Source organism: Peptococcaceae bacterium, from assembly GCA_024655825.1.
In the GTDB taxonomy this organism is placed as follows: Bacteria; Bacillota; Peptococcia; order DRI-13; family PHAD01; genus JANLFJ01.
The window spans coordinates 1-21,074 of sequence record JANLFJ010000043.1 but is presented as its reverse complement, the minus strand read 5'-3'; the positions used below and the strand labels follow the sequence as shown (position 1 = coordinate 21,074).

Annotated in this window: 22 protein-coding genes, 6 tRNA genes and 1 rRNA gene; 27 read left to right on the top strand and 2 right to left on the bottom strand. The window is 48.6% G+C overall.

Annotated features, from left to right (window positions below; genetic code table 11):
* The 6 genes from rrf to NUV48_13260 all read left to right on the top strand — a co-directional run.
* Positions 1–84, top strand: a 5S ribosomal RNA gene (gene rrf, locus NUV48_13285); the annotation flags it as partial.
* An 8-nt stretch (positions 85–92) separates the two neighbouring features.
* Positions 93–167: transfer RNA gene (locus NUV48_13280), tRNA-Asn, on the top strand.
* A gap of 3 nt (positions 168–170) precedes the next feature.
* Positions 171–244, top strand: a tRNA-Gly gene (locus NUV48_13275).
* Between the two features lie 131 nt (positions 245–375).
* On the top strand, positions 376–1,098 hold the full coding sequence (locus tag NUV48_13270) for an NAD(P)-binding domain-containing protein (protein MCR4443105.1): 723 nt from the start codon (positions 376–378) through the stop codon (positions 1,096–1,098).
* An 87-nt stretch (positions 1,099–1,185) separates the two neighbouring features.
* Positions 1,186–1,260: transfer RNA gene (locus NUV48_13265), tRNA-Asn, on the top strand.
* Positions 1,261–1,541: 281 nt separating this feature from the next.
* On the top strand, positions 1,542–2,180 hold the full coding sequence (locus tag NUV48_13260) for a sigma-70 family RNA polymerase sigma factor (GenBank protein MCR4443104.1): 639 nt from the start codon (positions 1,542–1,544) through the stop codon (positions 2,178–2,180).
* Positions 2,181–2,316: 136 nt separating this feature from the next.
* On the opposite strand, the gene NUV48_13255 is transcribed toward NUV48_13260, so the two are convergent.
* A complete protein-coding gene (locus NUV48_13255) occupies positions 2,317–2,757 on the bottom strand; it encodes a methyl-accepting chemotaxis protein (protein ID MCR4443103.1) in 441 nt (146 codons plus the stop codon).
* A 660-nt stretch (positions 2,758–3,417) separates the two neighbouring features.
* Between NUV48_13255 and NUV48_13250 the strand changes: the two genes are divergently transcribed.
* From NUV48_13250 to radA, 5 genes are read left to right on the top strand one after another with little or no spacing between them, the layout of a single operon-like run.
* Positions 3,418–3,876, top strand: a complete 459-nt coding sequence (locus NUV48_13250; protein ID MCR4443102.1) for a CtsR family transcriptional regulator — start codon at positions 3,418–3,420, stop codon at positions 3,874–3,876.
* Positions 3,877–3,891: 15 nt separating this feature from the next.
* Entirely contained in the window at positions 3,892–4,410 is a 519-nt protein-coding gene (locus NUV48_13245; protein MCR4443101.1) for a UvrB/UvrC motif-containing protein, read from the top strand.
* Positions 4,407–5,474 (top strand): protein arginine kinase, encoded by a 1,068-nt coding sequence (locus NUV48_13240; protein ID MCR4443100.1) that lies wholly within the window; start codon positions 4,407–4,409, stop codon positions 5,472–5,474. Before NUV48_13245 ends, NUV48_13240 begins: the two co-directional genes overlap by 4 nt.
* Before the next feature lie 3 nt (positions 5,475–5,477).
* Positions 5,478–7,925 (top strand): ATP-dependent Clp protease ATP-binding subunit, encoded by a 2,448-nt coding sequence (locus NUV48_13235; GenBank protein MCR4443099.1) that lies wholly within the window; start codon positions 5,478–5,480, stop codon positions 7,923–7,925.
* Positions 7,926–7,967: 42 nt separating this feature from the next.
* Positions 7,968–9,323 carry a DNA repair protein RadA gene (gene radA / locus NUV48_13230; protein ID MCR4443098.1) on the top strand — a complete coding sequence of 452 codons (1,356 nt, stop codon included), beginning with the start codon at positions 7,968–7,970 and terminating at the stop codon, positions 9,321–9,323.
* A gap of 80 nt (positions 9,324–9,403) precedes the next feature.
* Here the strand turns inward: radA and NUV48_13225 are convergent, their stop codons facing one another.
* Positions 9,404–9,799 (bottom strand): DUF1573 domain-containing protein, encoded by a 396-nt coding sequence (locus NUV48_13225; GenBank protein ID MCR4443097.1) that lies wholly within the window; start codon positions 9,797–9,799, stop codon positions 9,404–9,406.
* A gap of 245 nt (positions 9,800–10,044) precedes the next feature.
* Here NUV48_13225 and NUV48_13220 point away from each other — a divergent pair, with 245 nt between their 5' ends.
* The 16 genes from NUV48_13220 to NUV48_13145 form a co-directional block, all read left to right on the top strand.
* Positions 10,045–10,521 (top strand): CarD family transcriptional regulator, encoded by a 477-nt coding sequence (locus NUV48_13220; protein ID MCR4443096.1) that lies wholly within the window; start codon positions 10,045–10,047, stop codon positions 10,519–10,521.
* A 208-nt stretch (positions 10,522–10,729) separates the two neighbouring features.
* Complete coding sequence (locus NUV48_13215) at positions 10,730–11,854, top strand: PIN/TRAM domain-containing protein (GenBank protein MCR4443095.1); 1,125 nt, start codon at positions 10,730–10,732, stop codon at positions 11,852–11,854.
* Positions 11,847–12,536, top strand: a complete 690-nt coding sequence (gene ispD / locus NUV48_13210) for a 2-C-methyl-D-erythritol 4-phosphate cytidylyltransferase (GenBank protein MCR4443094.1) — start codon at positions 11,847–11,849, stop codon at positions 12,534–12,536. The genes NUV48_13215 and ispD overlap by 8 nt, the downstream gene beginning before the upstream one ends.
* The gene (gene ispF / locus NUV48_13205) at positions 12,537–13,043 is read left to right on the top strand and encodes a 2-C-methyl-D-erythritol 2,4-cyclodiphosphate synthase (GenBank protein MCR4443093.1); all 507 of its coding nucleotides are present in this window, start codon (positions 12,537–12,539) and stop codon (positions 13,041–13,043) included.
* Between the two features lie 5 nt (positions 13,044–13,048).
* Complete coding sequence (gene gltX / locus NUV48_13200; protein MCR4443092.1) at positions 13,049–14,518, top strand: glutamate--tRNA ligase; 1,470 nt, start codon at positions 13,049–13,051, stop codon at positions 14,516–14,518.
* 52 nt (positions 14,519–14,570) lie between these two features.
* Entirely contained in the window at positions 14,571–16,016 is a 1,446-nt protein-coding gene (gene cysS, locus NUV48_13195) for a cysteine--tRNA ligase (protein ID MCR4443091.1), read from the top strand.
* Between the two features lie 17 nt (positions 16,017–16,033).
* Complete coding sequence (locus tag NUV48_13190) at positions 16,034–16,432, top strand: ribonuclease III (GenBank protein ID MCR4443090.1); 399 nt, start codon at positions 16,034–16,036, stop codon at positions 16,430–16,432.
* A gap of 48 nt (positions 16,433–16,480) precedes the next feature.
* Positions 16,481–17,311: a thymidylate synthase gene (gene thyA, locus NUV48_13185; protein ID MCR4443089.1), complete on the top strand. Its 831-nt coding sequence runs from the start codon at positions 16,481–16,483 to the stop codon at positions 17,309–17,311.
* A gap of 29 nt (positions 17,312–17,340) precedes the next feature.
* Complete coding sequence (locus NUV48_13180; GenBank protein ID MCR4443088.1) at positions 17,341–17,859, top strand: dihydrofolate reductase; 519 nt, start codon at positions 17,341–17,343, stop codon at positions 17,857–17,859.
* 24 nt (positions 17,860–17,883) lie between these two features.
* Entirely contained in the window at positions 17,884–18,618 is a 735-nt protein-coding gene (gene rlmB / locus NUV48_13175) for a 23S rRNA (guanosine(2251)-2'-O)-methyltransferase RlmB (protein MCR4443087.1), read from the top strand.
* A 3-nt stretch (positions 18,619–18,621) separates the two neighbouring features.
* Complete coding sequence (locus NUV48_13170) at positions 18,622–19,143, top strand: NYN domain-containing protein (GenBank protein ID MCR4443086.1); 522 nt, start codon at positions 18,622–18,624, stop codon at positions 19,141–19,143.
* Positions 19,144–19,368: 225 nt separating this feature from the next.
* Positions 19,369–20,013, top strand: a complete 645-nt coding sequence (sigH, locus tag NUV48_13165; protein ID MCR4443085.1) for an RNA polymerase sporulation sigma factor SigH — start codon at positions 19,369–19,371, stop codon at positions 20,011–20,013.
* A 125-nt stretch (positions 20,014–20,138) separates the two neighbouring features.
* A tRNA-Met gene (locus NUV48_13160) sits at positions 20,139–20,214 on the top strand.
* A gap of 9 nt (positions 20,215–20,223) precedes the next feature.
* Positions 20,224–20,299, top strand: a tRNA-Thr gene (locus tag NUV48_13155).
* A gap of 107 nt (positions 20,300–20,406) precedes the next feature.
* Positions 20,407–20,483 (top strand) — tRNA-Met (locus tag NUV48_13150).
* Positions 20,484–20,737: 254 nt separating this feature from the next.
* A partial coding sequence (locus tag NUV48_13145; GenBank protein ID MCR4443084.1) for a hypothetical protein occupies positions 20,738–21,074 on the top strand: 337 nt, incomplete at its 3' end.

Here is a 21,074-nt window from a genome sequence, read left to right as displayed (position 1 = left end):
TCCCATCCCGAACACGGCAGTTAAGCCCTTCAGCGCAGATGGTACTTGGCCCTGGCGGCCTGGGAGAGTATGTCGCTGCCAGGAATAATTAATCCTCGATAGCTCAACGGTAGAGCAACCGGCTGTTAACCGGTAGGTTGCAGGTTCGAATCCTGCTCGGGGAGCCATATGCGGGTGTAGCTCAATGGTAGAGTCCCAGCCTTCCAAGCTGGTCGCGTGGGTTCGATTCCCATCACCCGCTCCAGATTTAAATTTACAGGCTCAAAAGAAGAGCCTTTTTTGTATTAAATCTAAATCAATTTCATATATAAGATTCTGCCAAATCTTTCGCATTCCTGCTATATTATATAAAATTAAATAATATTACAACAAAATATTCGTAATAAAAAACACAAAGGAGCGGCGAGGATTATGACCTACAGCGTTTCGGTAATAGGGGCTGGAAGGATGGGCTCGGTAGTTGCCTCAAGGTTGCCTTTTGAAACAGAAATAACAATAATCGACAGCAACTTTAAACTGGCCCAAGAAGTGGCGGGCAAAGTCAGCGGCAGAGCTTTCAGCGGCTATGAAGGCGCGGCGGATGCCGACATGGTGATGTTGGTTTTGCCGAAGCAGGCTGTTAACGAAGCGGTGGAAAAGCTGCTGGAGATTGTCAAAGAAGGTACTATAATACTTAATATGGCCACCTCCGGTTATGTGTTGCCTGAATTACACAGGCAGAGAAAAGGTGTTTTTATTTATGACGCAAAAATAATCGGCCATGCCGGTTCGATCTTAAGGGGCGAACCCGGGATTATTGTGGTTAACTGTTTTGACCAGGAGAAATTTGAATTAATAAAAAGACTGCTTGCAGGATTCGGAAAGATTGAACAAGGTGATTCAAGCCTTGTCGAGAGAATAAACATCCTCAGTTCGACGGAGGGTATCAGGACTGCAGTAAACCTCAAAAAGAAACTGCAGGAAATGAACGTCCCGGATGAGTGGATCAACGTCGCCATCCGGACTGTTTGTGCGGGGACGATGAAATCTTTCACCGAGAATGACCTTGGACACTTTGCGCAGGAACTGGTCAAAAAAATGGAGCAAGGTCAAGATTGAAAGATGCTGGGGTTAGCCCACAGTTAAGTTTCGGGTTTGTTGACAGGTAAAGGCGCCTGTGGTAATATAGCAATTGCGGTTGTTCAATCCTCGATAGCTCAACGGTAGAGCAACCGGCTGTTAACCGGTAGGTTGCAGGTTCGAATCCTGCTCGGGGAGCCATGTACAATTAAGCCCCAGCCCAGGCTGGGGATATTTTTTTACCTTGTCTATTTCTTCATTAGTTATTAATTTTCGTATACTGCGATTAAAATGATACGTTAATAGGAAAATGTACAAAATATGTCGATAAAAATAAAAAATGAGAAAAGAGGAAATAACGCGAGAAAATGTATAAAATAGGACCGTAGCCCCATTAGAATAGGAAATATGCAGGATGAAAAAATTGTCAAATTATGATAACTTGTTACCATAAAAAGAACCTCTGGGAGGGAGGGCATGGTATGAGCAGGGTACCGGCCTACGCAAATGAGGAAGAGTTGGTTTTAAGTGCACAGCGGGGAAATAACGAGGCATTGGAAAAGATATTATGTATTTACAGGGGTTTTATCAGGTATGTATGTCAAAAATACTACTTAAAGGACGGAGACCAGCAAGATCTGCTGCAGGAAGCGATGATAGGTTTGCTGGAAGCGGTCAAAGCCTATGATTCTACGACAAAAGTAAAGTTTCGCAATTTTGCCTTTATATGTATTAAAAGGGAGCTTGATTCAGTTGTAAGCCGATCCAACCGGAAAAAAAGGCAGATCTTAAATGAAGCGATTCCGATTTACGCATATGTTGAGGAAGAAAACATCCGTTATGGTTCGGAATATTATTCTGGAGAGAATTTTATGAAAAACGAAAAAGATACTCCTGAATCGGCCCTTATCGCCAGGGAAGGGCTGCAGGAGTTAATGAACTTTTTACAAAGGGAACTGACAAATTTGGAATTGAAAGTCCTTTTTTTACGGATCGAGGGGCGAAGTTATCGGGAAATTACCTCGATTCTTGAGATCCAGACAAAGGCTGTTGACAACGCCATTCAACGAATCCGCAGGAAAGTGATGACTTCCTATATTAATTCGACAAAAAGCGCCTAGCGCTTTGGGTACAACTGGCCATTATATATATAAATGTTAAAAATAAAGAAGAGGGGCGGTTCTCCCTCCTTTTTTATTACGAACAGGTATATTCCACCACGTGGGCAAAGAGAAAGCATTGTTTAATGCTTTTTATTTATGTGGTGATTCGATACATCTCTTTCGAAATCTTAGATAGATTCTTGGCCGTTTCAGACAGGAGAACACTGGCTGCTGTCACCTCTTCTGATACTGCTGCCAGTTTTCCCACAGCTTCTTGAATCTGGTTGACCTGCACAGAAAACCCGGTCGTTTTTGCCTGTATATGTCTGATGGATTCCGTTATTTCTTTAACTGAGCGAGCGCTTTCCTGAGCTAATTTTCTTATTTCTTTGGCCACAACTCCGAACCCCTGCCCAAGGTTACCCAAGTGAGATGCTTCGATTGCCGCGTTTAGTCCCAGCAGGTTAGTTTGTTTGATGATTCTGTTGACAAATTCCACGATATTATCAGTATCCATTATTTCCTGGTGAATGGCTTTGCCCAGTTCATCCAGGGTTCGGGTGGTCTCGTTCAGCTGTTGAGCCTGGGCAGTCATTTCTTCCATGGAAGCGAGCAAATCCTGTGAAGAAAGACTAAGCTGTTGAGATGCTTCGCAGATGTTGTTATAAATATTCAGGTTCTGGTTGGTAATGATACATCCTATTACTTTTGTGCCTTCGAATACTGGGGTTGCGCAGCTCAAATAGGGGATATTCAACCTTGATTTTTCCTTGCTGATAATAGTTACTATCCTATTTCCGCTCTTCATGCAGCGGTCCGGAATAGTACCTTCGATTACTGGACTTCCCGCTTTTATGCCAAGGTCAATGTTGGCGCTGGGAATATATATCAGCAATTCATTTAGATCATATACAAAAATACCCACATCTTCTTCCAGGATAAGATTAATATAAGGCGAAACATCCTTAAATTTAAGCAGCAGTTCCTGCGAGCCGTTTATTCGCATACACAACCCCCCATATACTCATCAACGATGAGCGTTCGCTCTATAATTCTTTACATGACGACAAAAATCCTGCCGGAGAACCAAAAATATATGTGAGTCAAAGCAAAGGTGAGGAATGGTTAGGAATTATATCAGTTGCGGCTAAAAAATAAGGATAATGAAAGAATATAAAGCGTAAAGAGGTTGATTTATTTTTGATGTAATCTGGTATAATATTAACGAAAGGTCAGCAAAGGTCAGGTGACAGGAATGAGTTTATCCCAAAGGATAGAAAATTACATTAAAAGACTCCTCGAACAGCACAATTTCGTGGAAATACAGCGCAGCGAGCTGGCGGAGGTTTTTCGCTGCGTTCCTTCCCAAATCAATTATGTTTTAAGCACCCGGTTCACTCCTGCCCAGGGCTATCTTGTAGAAAGCCGTAGGGGAGGAGGCGGGTATCTTAGAATAGTTAAGCTCTCCTGGTCGAGCAATGATTCAACAATTCAGGACATCTTCGAAAACATCGGCCTGGAAATCGACCAGTGGGAAGCGGAAGGCCTGCTCAAGCGGTTGAAAGAGGAACAAATAATCACTGCGCGCGAATACCATATTTTGAGAGCGGCCATTGACCGGAACACCTTGCAGCTTGAATTACCCGAACGCGACATCATCCGGTCCAGAATACTGCAGGCCGCTCTGGCGGCGTTGAGCCGCAATGATCTTTAGGGAGGGTGCATAAGAATGGAGTGCCAGAGGTGTCACCAGAAACCGGCGAATGTCCACATTACTCAAATAATCAACGGAGAAAAGCATGAGACTCACCTTTGCGAGCAGTGCGCTCAAGAAATGAAGATAAATGTGGGGTTCCCCCCCCAGTTTCCCATGCACAACCTTAGCAACCTGTTGGGGTTTTTAACACAGCAGGTCGGGTTTGATAAACGTGAAGCTGACGATAAATGCCCCAACTGCTTTAATTCATATCGCAAAATTGGAGAGACGGGGTACGTTGGATGTAGCGAATGCTACAAGCATTTTTCCATCCGCCTTGAACCCATCTTGCGAAAAATTCACGGCACAAGCCGGCATACCGGCAAGGTGCCGAAACGCCTGGGGTTTTCAGTTGTCTTAAAGAGAGAGGTGGGGGAACTTAAAAACAGCTTGAAACGGGCAGTGGAAAACGAAAGGTATGAAGAGGCCGCCCAGATCCGTGATAGAATAAAAGAACTGGAAGAGAAAATGGCAAGGGGTGAGGAAAGGTGATCGAGAAAATTGTATCCAGCCCTGCCAGCGGTTGGACCGGTGGGGAAGGTCCCCACGGGGACATAGTCATCAGTTCGCGGATAAGGCTGGCCCGTAACCTTGATAAACTGCCCATGCCGCCTTTTCAAAATGAAACCAGCAGCTATGCGGTTTTGGAAAGAGTGAAAAAGGCGGCTGAGTCCTTGGAATTGGAAGGTTGGGACAGGCTGCATTTTTACAGGATGGATGAATTGCCTTCCTTACAAAAACAGATACTGCTCGAAAAACATCTTATCAGCCGGGAACATGCGGAAAACAGGCCCAATAAAGGCTTGCTGGTCAGCGAGAACGAATCAGTAAGCATTATGATCAATGAAGAGGACCACATCAGGATACAGGTCATCTTGACTGGACTGCAGTTGGAAGAAGCGTGGGAAAAAGCCGATAAGGTCGACGACCTGTTGGAAAGCCGGCTGGAGTATGCCTTTGACGAGGAAAGGGGATATTTGACCTGCTGCCCCACCAATGCGGGAACAGGCTTGCGGGCAAGCGTGATGGTTCACCTGCCGGCCCTGACGGCTACGAGACAGGCATCCAGGATTTTCAGCGCTCTTGGGCAGTTGGGGCTTGTGGTCAGGGGTCTATACGGCGAAGGCACGGAAGCCACGGGTTATATATTTCAAGTATCCAACCAGATAACACTCGGCCAGAAAGAATCGGAAATAATTCAAAACCTGGCCTCAGTGACCCGGCAGATTATCGAAAAGGAAGAGGAGACCCGGAAAATACTTCTCAAAGAAACGCCGTTACAAGTGGAAGACCGGGTTGGAAGGGCCTATGGCATTTTGACGAACGCCGCGACCTTAAGCTCCCAGGAGGCATTGAACCTGCTGTCTGATATTAGGCTGGGCGTTAGTTTGGGATTGCTGAAAATCAATCTAGGCATACGTGAACTGAACGAACTGATGGTTTCCTCCCAGCCGGGTTTTTTACAGAGCTTTACGGGAAAAGACATGGAAGCGGCGGAAAGGGATGCGGCGAGAGCAAAACTGTTTAAAGAAAAGCTTAACAAAAAGAGGGGGTAAAAAATGTTTGCGAGATTTACTCAGCGGGCCCAGCATGTGGTATATTTAGCCAGGGAAGAGGCGAAGTCGTTAGGGCACCCCGCGGTGGGTACCGAACACTTGCTTTTGGGTTTAATCAGGGAGAGCGAAGGGATCGGAGCCAAGTCTCTCACTAATCTTGGGTTGGACCTCAACACGGTAAGGAAGGCCGTAAAAGAGCTTGTTGCGCCGGGAAGGGAGACCCCGGAGGAAATCGGTATAACTCCGAGAGTAAAAAAGGTGTTTGAACTGGCCAACGATGAAGCCCAGAAATGGGGGGTCAACTACGTCGGCACGGAGCATCTCCTCCTGGGTTTGGTTAGAGAGGGAGAAGGCGTTGCTGCCCAGGTGCTTTCAGACCTGGGTGTTTCAGCCGAGGCTATCCGCAAGCAGGTCCTCGCTTTGTTAGGGGGTACTCCTGCACCGGTAAACAACAATATGACTGGGAAAAAGGGAGCGAACAGGAATACCCAGACGCCCAGCCTTAATGAATACGGCCGTGACCTTACCCATCTCTCGCAGGAAGGAAAAATAGACCCGGTTATCGGGCGTGACAAGGAAATAGAAAGAGTAATCCAGGTTCTGAGCCGGAGAACGAAAAATAATCCAGTGCTGATTGGTGAACCAGGCGTGGGTAAGACGGCCATTGTTGAAGGCTTGGCCCAGCGTATTGAAAAGGGACAGGTTCCTGAAACAATAAAGGGAAAAAGAGTTGTGGCGCTGGATATGGCCGCGCTGGTGGCTGGTTCCAAATACCGCGGCGATTTTGAGGAACGGTTGAAAAGAGTGATGGAAGAAATAAGGACGGCCGGGAACGTGATTGTTTTCATCGATGAGATGCATACTCTCATTGGCGCCGGCGCCGCGGAGGGGGCCATTGACGCTTCCAACATTCTCAAACCGGCGCTGGCTAGGGGAGAACTGCAGGCTATCGGCGCAACCACCCTGGACGAGTACCGCAAGCATGTGGAGAAAGACCCGGCCCTGGAAAGGCGTTTTCAGCCAATTATGGTCGCCGAACCGACCAAAGAGGAGACAATAGCTATCCTTATGGGGTTGAGGGATCTTTACGAAGCTCACCACCGGGTAAAAATAACGGACGAGGCGATCAGGGCGGCTGCGGAGTTTTCCGATCGTTACATTACTGATCGTTTTCTCCCCGACAAAGCCATTGACCTGGTGGACGAAGCGGCGTCGAGGGTCAGGCTGAAGGTGCATACCTGTCCCCCCGATATTCGCACCCTGGAATTGAACATCGAGAACCTGAACAAGGAAAAAGAGGCGGCCATAATGGCCCAGGAATACGAGAAAGCAGCCGAACTGCGCGATGCGGAGCAAAAAGCCCGCAAAGAGCTGGAGGAGATAAAGGCAACGTGGGAACAAGAAAAAAATAAGGAGATTCAATATGTAACTGAAGACGACATTGCTCATGTCGTGTCGAGCTGGACGGGTATCCCTGTGCAGAGGTTGGCCCAGGAAGAGTCGGAAAGGCTCTTGAAGATGGAAGAGGTCCTTCACCAGAGAATTGTGGGTCAGGACGAGGCCATTAAAGCGGTCTCCAGTGCGATCCGGAGAGCCAGGGCCGGTCTTAAGGACCCCAAACGTCCCATCGGTTCCTTTATTTTTGCCGGGCCTACCGGGGTCGGCAAAACGGAAGTTGCCAAAGCGCTGGCCGAGATACTTTTTGGCGACGAGGATGCCATGATCAGGCTTGATATGTCGGAGTATATGGAAAAGCATACTGTGGCCAGGCTGATCGGAGCGCCTCCCGGTTATGTTGGATACGATGAAGGCGGGCAGTTGACGGAAGCGGTCAGGCGCAGGCCCTATTCCGTCGTCCTGCTGGACGAAATAGAGAAGGCGCACAGCGATGTTTTCAACACCCTGCTCCAGGTGATGGAGGATGGCCGTCTGACCGATGCCAAGGGGCGCACGGTCAATTTCCGCAATACCGTCATCATTATGACCTCAAATGTTGGGGCAACGACGCTCAGGAAAGAGGCCACCGTAGGTTTTACGGCCGGCGATACGGAAAAAGACGAATATAGGCGGATGAAGAACAGGATCATGGAAGAGATTAAAAAAGCCTTTCGCCCGGAATTCTTGAACCGGGTCGAAGACATCATCGTTTTCCATCCCTTGAATCAGGAACACCTCAAGCAGATCGTTACCCTGATGGTAAACAACCTGATCAAGCGGCTCGCTGAACAGGATATAATCGTGCAGGTGACCGATTCCGCCAAGGAACTCATCATCAAGGAAGGATACAACCCGACATTCGGCGCCAGGCCGCTGCGCCGGGCTATTCAAAACCTGGTGGAAGACAGGTTGTCCGAAGAGATGTTGAAGGCAACCTTCCGGAAAGGGGAGCAGGTTATAGTCGACGCCCGGGACGGCGAAATCGTGATTAAGGCGGCCAGCCCGGTTAGTTGACGGGGTTAAGGTAAAATTTAACGATGAATCGGGGTATGCCCATTGTCAAAGCAGAAGAGCAAGTATGTTTGCCAGCAGTGCGGTTTTGAATCCCCGCGCTGGCTGGGAAAATGCCCGGAATGCGCAAGCTGGAACACTCTGGTGGAAGAGCTGGAGAGAAAAACAAAAGGGAAAGACCGGGGGAAAGACGGCGTTTTAAAGCCAAAACCGCTTTCGGAAGTTATGCCGTTGGAAACGCAACGGCTTGACATGGGCATGAGCGAATTCAATCGAGTCTTGGGAGGGGGATTGGTTCCGGGTACGCTCGTCCTGCTGGCCGGTGATCCCGGCATCGGCAAGTCGACCCTGCTTATGCAGGCGGCGGCTCATGTTGCGGGGAGCGGGAAAAAGGTTCTCTTTATTTCGGGCGAGGAGTCGGCCCAGCAAATAAAGCTTAGGGCCGGGCGGATGGGACTTGGCAATGCCGGCATCCTGGTCTGGCCTGAAACAGACCTGGAAACAATAGAGGAGGAGGTCAGGATACTGCTGCCCTCGCTGGTGGTTGTGGATTCCATCCAAACGGTTTACATGGCTGAACTGGCTGCGGCTCCGGGCAGCATTGGGCAGATCAGAGAAGCGGCGGCGCGGCTTCTTTCCCTGGCCAAGAACTTGCACATCCCGATTATTATTGTGGGACACGTTACCAAGGACGGCATTGTTGCTGGTCCGAGAGTGCTGGAGCACATGGTCGACACGGTCCTGTATTTTGAAGGGGAGCGCCAGTACCAGTACAGGATTCTGAGAGCAAACAAGAACCGCTTCGGATCAACTTTTGAACTTGGCGTGTTTGAAATGAGCGGCCGGGGACTGGTGGAGGTGCTAAACCCGTCCCAGGCTTTTTTAGCGGAGAGGTCCCTCTTTTCGCCGGGGTCTGTCGTGGCAGCCTGTATGGAGGGTTCGCGTCCCCTTCTTGTGGAAATCCAGGCACTGGTAAGCCAGTCATCTTTCGGGCAGCCGCGTCGAATGACCGCTGGAGCGGATTTTAACCGCGTAAATCTGATTATTGCCGTGCTGGAAAAGAGGGTCGGCTTGAACCTTGCAGGCCAGGATGCATATGTGAATATAGCCGGCGGAATAAAAATCCAGGAGCCGGCCCTTGATCTGGGTGTAGCCATTGCCTTGGCCTCGAGCTTTAAAAATAAACCGTGCCTGGCTGATCTTGCGGTAATGGGAGAGATCGGACTTACCGGAGAGGTGAGAGGTGTTCCATACTTGCAGCAGCGGCTGCAGGAAGCAAAAAAAATGGGCTTCAGGCACTGCATAGCGCCTGTCCATTCATATAAAGAAGCGGTGGCTGAAGGGCTTAATGTATACGGCGTAAAGACGGTCGGTGAAGCCCTGGAGGCCGCTTGGAAATAAAATTTTTTGAAGGTAATAGTAAAACCCCCGGATGCTTTTTACCCGGGGGCGGCAGTTTTTATCACCGGCCAGATGCCATGTCAGGTCATATTGAATTTACCGAGGGTCATCACCTTGCTGTTTTCCTGTTCCAGTACCTCCTGCAGGCCGATGCCCAGAGTGTCGCATAGAGCAGTGAAGTAAAAAAGATTTTTTCCCATTTCGTTGATAATGATTTCCCTGCAGTTGTCGCATAATTGGCCTTCAAGGTGAGAAGAAAAAAGTTCTTTTAAGTCCTGGAGGCTTGCTTCCCGGGGAAGCGGTTTTTTTTCGGCGTGTACTCTCAGGCAGCCGCACGTGGTTACACTTTTAGTTATGGCCCTATTAACCCTTGACATAGTTTCAAAAGATTTAGAAAGTAAATCAAGGATGCTTTGGTGCCGCAGGAGAAAGTTTGAAACGGTTTGTTGAAAATCCTCACAGTGAAGTTCGGCCATTAAAAACACTTCCTTTACTTCGCACCTCTATATGCTAGTGTTATTATACTGATAAATCTTTTGTCCTGTCAATTCAAACCAGCCTTGAGCAAGGACAGGGATAACCAATTGGCAAAAAAGAGGTAAAAAAAGTGGACAAAAAATATTGACTATAATTTTTATGCTGTGATATAATATACTACCTTTGACATTGTTAAGCGGATTTGTTAAAATTATACCAGCAGCCTCTAAACGGGGGTGATTATTTGTTTAAAATAGGGGATAAAATAGTATATCCCATGCACGGGGCGGGAGTAATAGAATCCATTGAAGAAAAGGAAATCCTGGGGGAAAAACGGCGATATTATGTAATGCGCATGCCGATTGGGGAAATGCGGGTAATGATCCCCACGTCAAATGTTTCGGAAATCGGCCTGCGCAAGGTAATAGATGAAGACGGTGTAGAGAGGGTATTGACCATTCTCAAAGAAAAAAACTCGGCAATGTCCGCAAACTGGAACAGGAGATACCGTTCGAATATGGAAAAAATAAAGAGCGGGAATATTTTTGAACTAGCGGAAGTTGTGAGAAACCTGTCGGCCAGGGATAAAGAGAAAGGGCTTTCAACCGGGGAAAAGAAGATGCTTGATAATGCAAGACAAATTCTCATCAGTGAACTGGTTTTAGCCCGGAACAGCAAAGAAGAGAGCATCAGAAATCTTTTAGAAGAATACATGGCTTAGGAGGTTTGCACTGCCGGAAGCGGGACTGGTTCTCCTCGGCCGAAAGCGAGAAGCCAGCAGCAGCTGGCCTTACTTAATTTATAAAATAAAGTATTAAAAGAAAGATGTTAAAAATTGGAGTTTAATCTTGCCTAATCGCGGGACCTCACTTATAATATATGAGAATGGACACCAGGGTCGCAGCAGGGTTAGAGAAGGAGGTGAAAGAATGGTCAAAAAGATAATGAGGGTTTTTATTGCCCTTGCCTTTCTTAGCGGTGGTGTTTACCTGGGTTATGCCCTAACACACAGCAGGTGGTTTAGCGTCGCAAATCTGGAAATCAGGTTGGCTCTTACTGTTTTCCCCGGGGTGTTAGCCGGGTTGATAGGCTATAGCGTTGCTCCGCACTTGATCGCCTGGGTTATTCAAATGACGGATTGGGTTGAAAGCAAGCTGCAAAAAATGCCTTTGAGCGATTTGATGGGAGCGGCTATAGGTCTGATTGTCGGACTTATAATTGCGAGCTTATTAGGGTCGACCTTTGCCAGAATTCCCCTGGTGGGCAATTACGTGCCGGTCGCGGGAAGCGTCCTTCTCGGTTATTTAGGGATGAGCATTGGGCTGAAAAAGAAGGAGGAACTCCTGAGCGTTTTTCTCATATTCCCTAAAATAGCAAAAGACAAAGATAAGACCACAAATAAGACCGAGACAAAACCGCCTTGTTATTATAAAATCCTTGATACAAGCGTAATTATTGACGGGCGGATCGCCGACATCTGCAAAAGCGGGTTCATCGATGGGATACTGGTTATACCGTCTTTTGTGCTGGAAGAACTCCGGCACATTGCCGATTCGTCCGATGTTTTAAAGAGAAACAGGGGCAGGCGCGGGCTGGACATTCTCAACAAAATCAGAAAAGAACTCGATGTCATGGTGCAAATTGATGAACGCGACTTCCCGGAGGTTATCGAAGTCGACAGCAAACTGGTCAGATTGGCTCAGGTAATAAACGGTGTGGTAATAACGAACGATTATAACCTTAATAAAGTGGCTGAACTGCAAGGAGTAAAGGTTCTTAACATTAACGAACTTGCCAATGCGCTGAAACCTGTTTTTCTTCCCGGCGAAGAAATGATTGTCCAGATCATCAAAGACGGCAAGGAGTCCAAACAGGGTATCGGGTATCTTGATGACGGGACGATGATCGTCGTTGAGCAGGGTAAGAAATACATTAACCAGACAATTCATGTGATCGTTACCAGCGTTCTGCAAACCGCGGCCGGGCGGATGATTTTTGCCAAACCAAAATACAATGACAACAGGACGTTGTACGAGGTGGACGCCATTGGCTAAGGTAACGGTTTTGATACCATGCGCAGGCCAAGGGAAAAGAATGGGGGGGACAGTCAGTAAGCCTTATCTTGAGGTAAACGGCCGCCCCCTTTTATCTTATACCCTGGAAATATTCCAAACTCACCCTCTTATAGAAGAGATCATAGTTATTGTTCAGCCCGGTGATATTGCCTACTGCCGCGAGGAGATAGTGGACAGGTACGGTTATAATAAAGTGGGAGCGGTAATTGCCGGCGGAAAAGAACGACAGGATTCCGTCTCGCGGGGCCTGCTGCTTCTCGGTTCTGCCGTGGAATGGGTCGCTGTTCACGATGGGGTCAGGCCGCTGGTCTCGGGAGCAACCATCACCAGGGTACTGCGGGCCGCATTTGAGAAAGGGGCTGCAGTGGTTGGCGTCCCGGTTAAAGATACAATAAAAATAGTCGGCGCTGACATGGCTGTCCGGTCTACACCGGACCGGCGCACGGTATGGCAGGTCCAGACCCCCCAGGTTTTTCGCCGGGAGCTTATAATGAGGGCCTATGAAAAGGCTGAGGCCGAAGGATGGCGGGGGACAGACGATTCGTCATTGGTGGAAAGGCTGGGGGAGAAGGTTTTCATGGTGGAAGGAGAGTATTCAAATATCAAGGTTACGACTCCCGATGACCTGGTTTTCATAAAAGAAATGATGAAGGTGAAATAGATGCGCGTGGGTTTCGGCTTTGATGTGCACAAGCTTGTTGAAGGCCGCAAACTGGTGCTGGGGGGTGTGGTGGTGCCCTATGAAAAAGGACTTTGGGGGCATTCCGACGCGGATGTGCTGCTTCATGCCGTAATGGACGCCCTGTTGGGTGCGGCCGCTCTCGGCGATATAGGCGAGCATTTTCCCGATAGCGACCAGCAGTATAAAGATATTGACAGTACGCGTCTGTTGCAGAGGGTTGCCGGCTTGCTGAAAGAAAACGGCTACACCTGCCGCAGCCTTGACTGCACTGTTGTGGCCCAGACCCCCAGGCTTGCTCCTTACAGGGAAGAGATGCGCAAGAAAATCGCCGCAGTTATCGGTTTGGAACCGGAACAGGTCGGCGTGAAAGCCACCACTACAGAGGGGCTCGGTTTTACCGGCCGAAATGAAGGTATAGCCGCATATGCCGTCTGTCTGGTGGAAAAAGTGCATCATAAAACAAGAAACACCGGGGAGGATAATTGACAATTATGGAAGCAATACGCGTGCGATTCGCGCCTAGTCCAACTGGACCGCTGCACATCGGGGGAGCCCGTTCTGCTCTGTTCAACTTTCTTTTTGCCAGGAACAAAAACGGGAAATTCATCATGCGCATTGAGGATACAGACCTGGAGAGGTCCAGCAGGGAATCGGAGCGCAACATTCTGGAGTCCTTGAAATGGCTGGGGATTACTTGGGACGAAGGGCCTGACATCGGCGGGTCTTACGGTCCTTATCGCCAGACGGAGAGGCTGTCGATATACCGCGAATACACTGAAAGGCTGCTGGCCGAAGGTAAGGCATATCACTGTTACTGTACCGAGGAGGAACTGGAAAAGCAAAGAAAAGAATTCTTTGACCGAGGCGAGCTTCCCCGGTACAGCGGAAAGTGCTTTCACCTGTCATTGCAAGAAAAAGAAAAATATGAAAAAGAAGGCCGCGTACCGGTAATCAGGTTTCACGTTCCCGAAAACAAAAACATTGTGGTGAATGATCTGGTGCGGGGCGAGGTTGTTTTTGAAAGCGGCGGGATAGGAGATTTTGTCATCGTCAAGTCGGATGGCATTCCTACATATAACTATGCTGTGGTTATTGATGACGCGCTTATGAAGATCAGCCATGTCATCAGGGCCGAAGAACACCTGTCCAACACACCCAGGCAGGTCTTGCTCTATGAAGCCCTTGGTTTTCCGCTCCCGGAATTTGCTCATATTTCCCTGATCCTGGGGGAAGACCGTTCGAAAATGAGCAAAAGGCACGGCGCTACTTCCATCGTTCAATACAGGGAAATGGGATACCTGCCTGAGTCTCTGATCAATTTTTTGGCCTTGCTGGGTTGGTCCCCCGGCGGGGAAGAAGAAATCATGGACCTGGAGGAACTGGTTGCCCGGTTTTCCCTGGACAGGGTGGCTAAAAACCCTGCGGTTTTTGACCTGGAAAAACTGCGCTGGATGAACGGTTTCTATATCAGGAAGAGCCCGGCGAAGAGAATTGCCAAGATGGCTGTTCCGTACCTGCAAGAGGCCGGTTACCTTTCGCGCGTTCCAACCGAAAAGGATATGAAATGGGCCGAACTGGTGGTGACCGCTTTGCAGGAGCACTTGAGCACTATCAGTGAAATAGTTGAGCACATGGATATCCTGGCCGGCGAAGATGTTGTCCTCGAAAGTGACGAAGCCAAGGCATTGCTGCGGGAAGACACTTTCCCGGCGGTTATCAATTCGTTTCGGAGAAAAATCAATGAACTTGACGAGCTTACGCCCGAAAACATCAAAAACATGATGAAAAGTATTACCAAGGAACTAAAACTGAGCGGAAGACAAGTATACATGCCGGTCAGGGCTGCGCTGACCGGGCGCACGCATGGGCCGGAACTTTTTTACATCATTCCCGTACTGGGCAAAGACCTGGCCTTGAGGCGCATCGCCAGGACGCTCGAACAGGCGGGTGTTGACGCTTAATTCTTGCAGCGCAGGGAAAAACGGGCGAATGGCGAATAGGGAGTGGCGTTTTATGAATGAAAGCGGATTAAAAGTATTCAATACCCTCACGGGGAAAAAAGAAGCATTCATCCCGCTTGAACCGGGAAAAGTGAGGATATACGTGTGCGGGCCGACAACGTACAACTTGATCCACCTGGGAAATGCCCGGCCGCTGGTGGTTTTCGATACCGTCAGGCGTTACTTGGAGCATTTGGGCTACCAGGTAACATACGTCCAGAACTTTACAGATGTAGACGATAAAATCATCAAGCGGGCCAGGGAAGAAAACGTGCCGCCCAGCGAACTCGCGGAGCGTTATGTCAGGGAGTACTATAAAGACTCCGACGCCCTTATGGTCAAAAGGGCAACAGTTCACCCCAGAGTGAGCGAACACATGGACGACATCATAAAATTTATTGAAGGCCTTTTCCAAAAAGGCTATGCCTACGAAATTGACGGCGATGTCTACTTTGCGGTCACCCGATTCAAAGAATACGGGAAACTGTCCTCACGTACCCTTGACGAGCTCATGGCCGGGGCCAGGGTGGAAGTTGACGAAAGAAAAGCGCACCCGGCAGACTTTGCGCTGTGGAAGAAATCAAGGCCGGGGGAACCATGGTGGGAAAGCCCGTGGGGACCGGGAAGACCGGGATGGCACATAGAATGCTCCGCCATGTCGCACAAGTATCTTGGCAACAGTTTTGATATTCATGCGGGCGGCTGTGACCTTATTTTCCCGCACCACGAAAATGAAATAGCGCAGTCAGAAGCGCTGCACGGCGTTCCTATGGCCAAGTACTGGCTGCATAACGGCTTCATCACCGTCAACGAAGAAAAAATGTCCAAATCACTGGGCAACTTCTTCCTCCTGCGCGACATTTTGGATTTGTATGCGCCTGGTGCCGTCAGGTTTTACCTGCTGTCCACGCATTACCGCAGCCCGCTTGACTTTGACGATGAAAAACTGGAAACGGCTAAAAAGGGTTGGGATAGGCTCCGGAATGCATACAGGCTTTGCCGGGAAGCAGTGGGGGATGTTTCTTCCCCGGAAAAACAGGCGGGTTTAGTCTTTCCCGGGCAGCTGCCCAAGGAAGTGGAAGCAGCGCGCCGCCAGTTTTATGAAGCAATGAACGATGACTTTAACACCGCCCTAGCCATCGCCGCTCTGTTTGACCTGGCCCGTACTCTCAATACCGCTGCGGCGCAGGGTATAGCTTCCCCCGGGGTTTTGGAAGTCCTGGAATACGGCCAAGAGACCTTCGTAGAACTATCTGGAGTTCTTGGAATTCGGCTGGATGACAGCGGAAAACACGAGCCGGCCCTTGTCGGGCAGCTGGTTGACCTGATTATCGCCCTGCGCCAGGAAGCAAGGGCTAAAAAGGACTACCAGACTTCCGATAAAATTCGTGAGAACTTGAAGCAGTTAGGCATAGTATTGGAAGATACACCGCAGGGCGTGCGCTGGAGATACCAGTAAAAAGGGGGAGAGCGGACTTGTGGAGATACCCCGGTGAAGACCCCCGCCGGCTGCCGCCCGCGGTTTTGGCTTACGTGGGGGATGCCGTTTACGAACTGTATGTCAGGGTTTACCTGATAAAAAAAGGGCTGACCAGAGTAAAAAAGCTCCATGAAGAGGCCTCCGGCCTGGTAAGGGCAGCCAGGCAGGCTGATTTTTTGCACAAGCTGGAGTCCCAGCTCAGCGAAGAAGAAAAAGACGTGGCCAGGCGCGGCCGCAACAGCAAAACAGGGCATCACCCCAAAAGCTCCGGGATGGTTGAATACCGGCTGAGTACAGGTTTCGAGGCCTTGCTGGGTTACCTGTTCCTGATGCGGCGGGAAGAAAGAATCGGCGAACTGCTGGGACATTTATTTGATAAAATAGAAGCGGAATGACAACCGATTAAAACAGCCAGACCAAAAAGCCAAGTGAGGTATGCTGCTGTGAGTAAAGCCGATATACTCTTCATTTCGATGTGCAAGGATATACTTGAAAACGGCTATTCTTCAGAAAAAGAAATTGTGAGAGCAAGGTGGCCGGACGGCACTCCCGCTCATACAATCAAGAGGTTCGGTGTCGTTAACAGGTATAACCTGGAAGAAGAATTTCCGATTATAACCTTGAGGCCAACGAACCTTAGAGCAGCGGTTGATGAAATACTGTGGATATGGCAAAAAAAATCCAACAATATAAAAGAACTGAACAGCCACATCTGGGACAGCTGGGCAAATGAAGACGGTTCGATCGGGAAGGCTTACGGCTACCAGTTGGGCATCAAGCACAGGTACCAGGAAGGGGAATTCGACCAGGTGGACAGGGTGCTGTATGATTTGAAGCATAACCCGTACAGCCGGAGGATGATCGTCAACATGTACAACCACGCTGATTTGCACGAAATGAATTTATACCCCTGCGCTTACAGCGTTACCTTCAATGTCACGGGTAAAAAACTTAATGCCATACTAAACCAGCGGTCGCAGGATGTCCTGGTGGCAAACAACTGGAACGTGTGCCAGTATGCAGTTTTAATGCATATGCTTGCCCGGGCCAGCGACCTGGAGGCCGGAGAACTAATTCATGTTATAGCCGATGCTCACATCTATGACCGGCATGTTCCCCTGGTCAAGGAGCTTATCGGCAGAACTCCGTACCCGGCGCCGAAGCTGTTGATTAACCCCCGCAAGAAGGACTTTTATGACTTCAGACCTGATGACTTTGTCCTGGAGGGCTACCAGAGCGGGTCGCAAATAAAAAATATCCCAGTTGCTATATAAAAGTGAAGGAGAATAAAAAGAATAATATTATGAAAGCTATCGTCGCGGTTGATATGAACTGGGGAATCGGCTTTAAGGGAGCTTTACTGGAGCGGATACCGGAAGACATGAAGCGCTTTAAGCAGCTGACCATGGGCAAGGTCGTGGTCATGGGACGACAGACATTCGAATCACTGCCGAATAAAGAGCCTTTAACAGGCAGGATTAACATTGTGCTCAGCACAAAAGCGAATTATATTAATTATATTAATGAAGGAATTACCGTTTGTCCTTCTTTAAGCCGGCTCCTTCAAGAACTGAAAAAATATCCGGCGGACGACGTGTTCGTAATAGGGGGGGAAGCGGTTTACAAGCAGCTTTTACCTTACTGTACGGAAGCACATGTGACTAGGATTGAGAGGACATATGAAGCGGACAGATTCTTCCCCGACCTTGATAATGATAAAACATGGCGGCTGGTGTCCGCGGGAGAATCAAGGATCTACAACGGCATTCGCTACAGCTTTTTAAGATATGCAAACGGTGCGGTCAGGAACAACATTAAATAATAAATAATGGTCGGGCGGTGTCCAATGGGCTACATTTTTGGCCGGAATCCCGTTATCGAAGCATTGAAAGCGGGAAGAACAATCAATAAAATTTTGGTGGCTAAAGGCTCCCTGGGCGGTTCGGTTAGCGAGATAGCCGCCTTGGCCAGGGAAAACAACGTCCCGCTCCAGCATGCCGACAAAAAGCAGCTCGATTATCTGGCGGGCGGCGGTGTTCACCAGGGGGTGGCGGCGCAAATCGCCGCCTGGGAGTATGCCGACTGGGAAGAAGAGCTGGAAAGAGTCAACAGAGAGGGTGATGCGCCGCTTTTTTTGCTCCTTGACGGCGTCGAAGACCCGCAGAACCTGGGGGCCGTCCTGCGTACCGCCGATGCGGCCGGGGTCCACTGTGTGATCATACCCAAAAACCGTGCTGTGCCGCTTACTTCTGGTGTAGCCAGGGCTTCGGCCGGGGCAATCGAACATGTTCCCGTGTCCCGGGTGACAAACCTTGCCCGGACCATAGATGCCCTGAAAGATAAGGGGTGCTGGATTACGGGCGCGGACCCCTCTTCCCGGCAAACCCTTTTTGAAACCAACCTGGCAGGTCCCCTTGCCCTGGTTGTGGGTGGTGAAAACAGGGGATTGAGCAGGCTGCTTAAAGAAAAGTGCGATACGCTGGTTAGAATTCCCATGAATGGCCGGGTAAACTCGCTTAACGTGTCTGCCGCCGCTGCGGTGCTGCTTTATGAGATCGTGAGACAGCGCGGCAGGAGGTAAAGGATGGACGGCAAAGAAGATTACTTGGTCATAGACGGTTACAACATGATTAACGCCTGGCCGGAACTGAACAGAATAAAAGAAGAAAGCTTTGAAGACGCGCGGCAGAAGCTCATCGAGATCCTGGAAAACTACCAGGGCATCAAAAAAATCAGGATAATAATCGTGTTTGATGCTCACCAGGTCAAGGGGGGTCTGGAAAGGAAGGAAACTCACCATTCAGTGGAAGTGATTTTTACGCGGGAAGGCGAGACTGCTGATATGCTTATCGAAAGGATGGTGGGAGAACTCTCGCGGCGCGGGTACACTTTTGTGGCCACCTCCGACTGGATTGAACAGAGCATCAGTTTGCAGCGGGGAGCGCTGCGCATCTCGGCCCGTGAATTGTACGAGGACATTAAAAACACTGTTTCCGGCGCAATGGAACTGGCCAGGGATGAAAGAAAAGGTTTGGGGAGCTTGCATTACCACCTGCCGGTCGAAGTTAAGGAAAAGCTGGAAAAATGGCGGAGGGGCAAGACATGAGGAAGTATACCTTGACGATTGCCCGGGCAGTCAGTTATAATAAATTCTGTGTAAGAGACAAGTTAATAATTATTTCGAGTCATTTCCAAGATTTATAATTATATAAATATATTGCCAACAGGCGAGCTCGAACAACATTCTTCAAGCGCATAAAGAATTCCGGACATCTTTTCCGGAAATTATTTTTACATATCCTTCTATGATAAAGACGGAGGCGAGAATTAGATGAGCTCAAGCGCCCAGCGTGAAATGGTGGACTCTTTTGATTTCCTGGAGGATGAGTATGTTGTTGACCTGGCCAGGGATGGCGATAACGAAGCCCTTGAATTTCTTATTTACAAGTATAAGAATTTTGTGAGGGCCAAAGCCCGCTCCTATTTTCTAATTGGCGCCGACCGCGAAGATATCATTCAAGAAGGTATGATCGGCTTGTATAAAGCCATTCGGGATTTTCGTTACGATAAGCTCTCTTCTTTTCGCGCTTTTGCCGAACTGTGCATAACGCGGCAGATAATCACCGCCATCAAAACCGCCACCAGGCAAAAGCACATCCCGCTTAATTCATATGTTTCATTGAATAAGCCTATTTACGACGAGGATTCTGATCGCACTTTGCTTGACGTTATTTCAGGAACAAAAATAACGGATCCGGAAGAGCTCATTATCAGCCGCGAGGAATTTGACGATATTGAGGAAAAAATGGGAGAGATCTTGAGCTCGCTTGAATGGCAGGTTTTGATGTCGTACCTGGAAGGCAAGACATACCAGGAAATTGCTGTGGAGCTGGAACGGCACGTCAAATCTATTGATAATGCCTTGCAGAGGGTCAAAAGGAAGCTGGAGAGGTACCTGGAGAAAAGAGACCAGTGAATTAACATTATATACCAGCCGAATCGAGCAAAATACCGGCAGGCAAACCTTGACCTCGAGAGCAGGCATGTTATATAATAATTTTTGTCGGCCCAAAAGTAATAGATAATGGGCTGGTTGAACACCGCGGGATGGAGCAGCTGGTAGCTCGTCGGGCTCATAACCCGAAGGTCGAAGGTTCAAATCCTTCTCCCGCAACCATGATGACAAGCTGGCGTAGCTCAGTAGGCAGAGCGTATCCTTGGTAAGGATAAGGTCACCGGTTCAATCCCGGTCGTCAGCTCCATATATACTTGCATACCTGCCTGTTTGCCGCCCAAGCGGCAATTTCCGGTTATCGGGTTAATACCGGGCCATTGCTTGGCGGTAAACGCGAAGCAAAAACGCCCAAGCGGCGGCGTAGCTCAGTTGGCTAGAGCATGCGGTTCATACCCGCAGTGTCCGGGGTTCAAATCCCTGCGCCGCCACCATTTACCCACAGACAAGGCAATACTCCCTGGAGATAAAAAGGGCCCATAATATAAGGCTCTTTATTTTTTTATTAGGAACAACAGCCGCGGCCCTAACCGCAAACTTATATGGAATTAGTCAAGTTGTTGCATTTATTCTCCTTATTTGCTATAATTTACGTACGAATCAAGTCAGCACCTGAATCTGCACGTTTTTTCTTCTGACTTTATTTGAAAATAGAGTTGGATTTTTTATTAATTGAGTGTTAAAGAAGGTGAAGATTGCTTTGAATAATGCAGGTGAGACGATCAATATGGCAATTGGATTTGTGACAGGACGAAAAAATTTCAAAAATTTAATCAAGACTTATGTTAATAACTGGAATGAATACGATCTAATAAACAACGATAAAGTGAAACTACACCTGTTTGTGGCCTATGACCTGAAATACCACAACACAAGGGTCAGCGATTACAAAAATATTGATCCAAGTATCTACGACTGGCTGGATTCAGTTACTTTTATCGGGTCCAATGCTATCTCCAACGAAATCAAACATCTCACTGATAACGGAGTAGTCAGCAAAAAAGAAGCCAAGATGGTTTTTGGAG

What these genes read in the sequence shown, in the direction of transcription:
- NUV48_13260 (MCR4443104.1), top strand. Translation starts at nt 1,542, where the DNA reads ATGAGCAGGGTACCGGCCTACGCAAATGAGGAAGAGTTGGTTTTAAGT.
- NUV48_13255 (MCR4443103.1), bottom strand. Translation starts at nt 2,757, where the DNA reads ATGACTGCCCAGGCTCAACAGCTGAACGAGACCACCCGAACCCTGGAT.
- NUV48_13250 (MCR4443102.1), top strand. Translation starts at nt 3,418, where the DNA reads ATGAGTTTATCCCAAAGGATAGAAAATTACATTAAAAGACTCCTCGAA.
- NUV48_13245 (MCR4443101.1), top strand. Translation starts at nt 3,892, where the DNA reads ATGGAGTGCCAGAGGTGTCACCAGAAACCGGCGAATGTCCACATTACT.
- NUV48_13235 (MCR4443099.1), top strand. Translation starts at nt 5,478, where the DNA reads ATGTTTGCGAGATTTACTCAGCGGGCCCAGCATGTGGTATATTTAGCC.
- NUV48_13225 (MCR4443097.1), bottom strand. Translation starts at nt 9,799, where the DNA reads ATGGCCGAACTTCACTGTGAGGATTTTCAACAAACCGTTTCAAACTTT.
- NUV48_13215 (MCR4443095.1), top strand. Translation starts at nt 10,730, where the DNA reads ATGGTCAAAAAGATAATGAGGGTTTTTATTGCCCTTGCCTTTCTTAGC.
- ispF (MCR4443093.1), top strand. Translation starts at nt 12,537, where the DNA reads ATGCGCGTGGGTTTCGGCTTTGATGTGCACAAGCTTGTTGAAGGCCGC.
- gltX (MCR4443092.1), top strand. Translation starts at nt 13,049, where the DNA reads ATGGAAGCAATACGCGTGCGATTCGCGCCTAGTCCAACTGGACCGCTG.
- cysS (MCR4443091.1), top strand. Translation starts at nt 14,571, where the DNA reads ATGAATGAAAGCGGATTAAAAGTATTCAATACCCTCACGGGGAAAAAA.
- NUV48_13180 (MCR4443088.1), top strand. Translation starts at nt 17,341, where the DNA reads ATGAAAGCTATCGTCGCGGTTGATATGAACTGGGGAATCGGCTTTAAG.
- rlmB (MCR4443087.1), top strand. Translation starts at nt 17,884, where the DNA reads ATGGGCTACATTTTTGGCCGGAATCCCGTTATCGAAGCATTGAAAGCG.
- NUV48_13170 (MCR4443086.1), top strand. Translation starts at nt 18,622, where the DNA reads ATGGACGGCAAAGAAGATTACTTGGTCATAGACGGTTACAACATGATT.
- sigH (MCR4443085.1), top strand. Translation starts at nt 19,369, where the DNA reads ATGAGCTCAAGCGCCCAGCGTGAAATGGTGGACTCTTTTGATTTCCTG.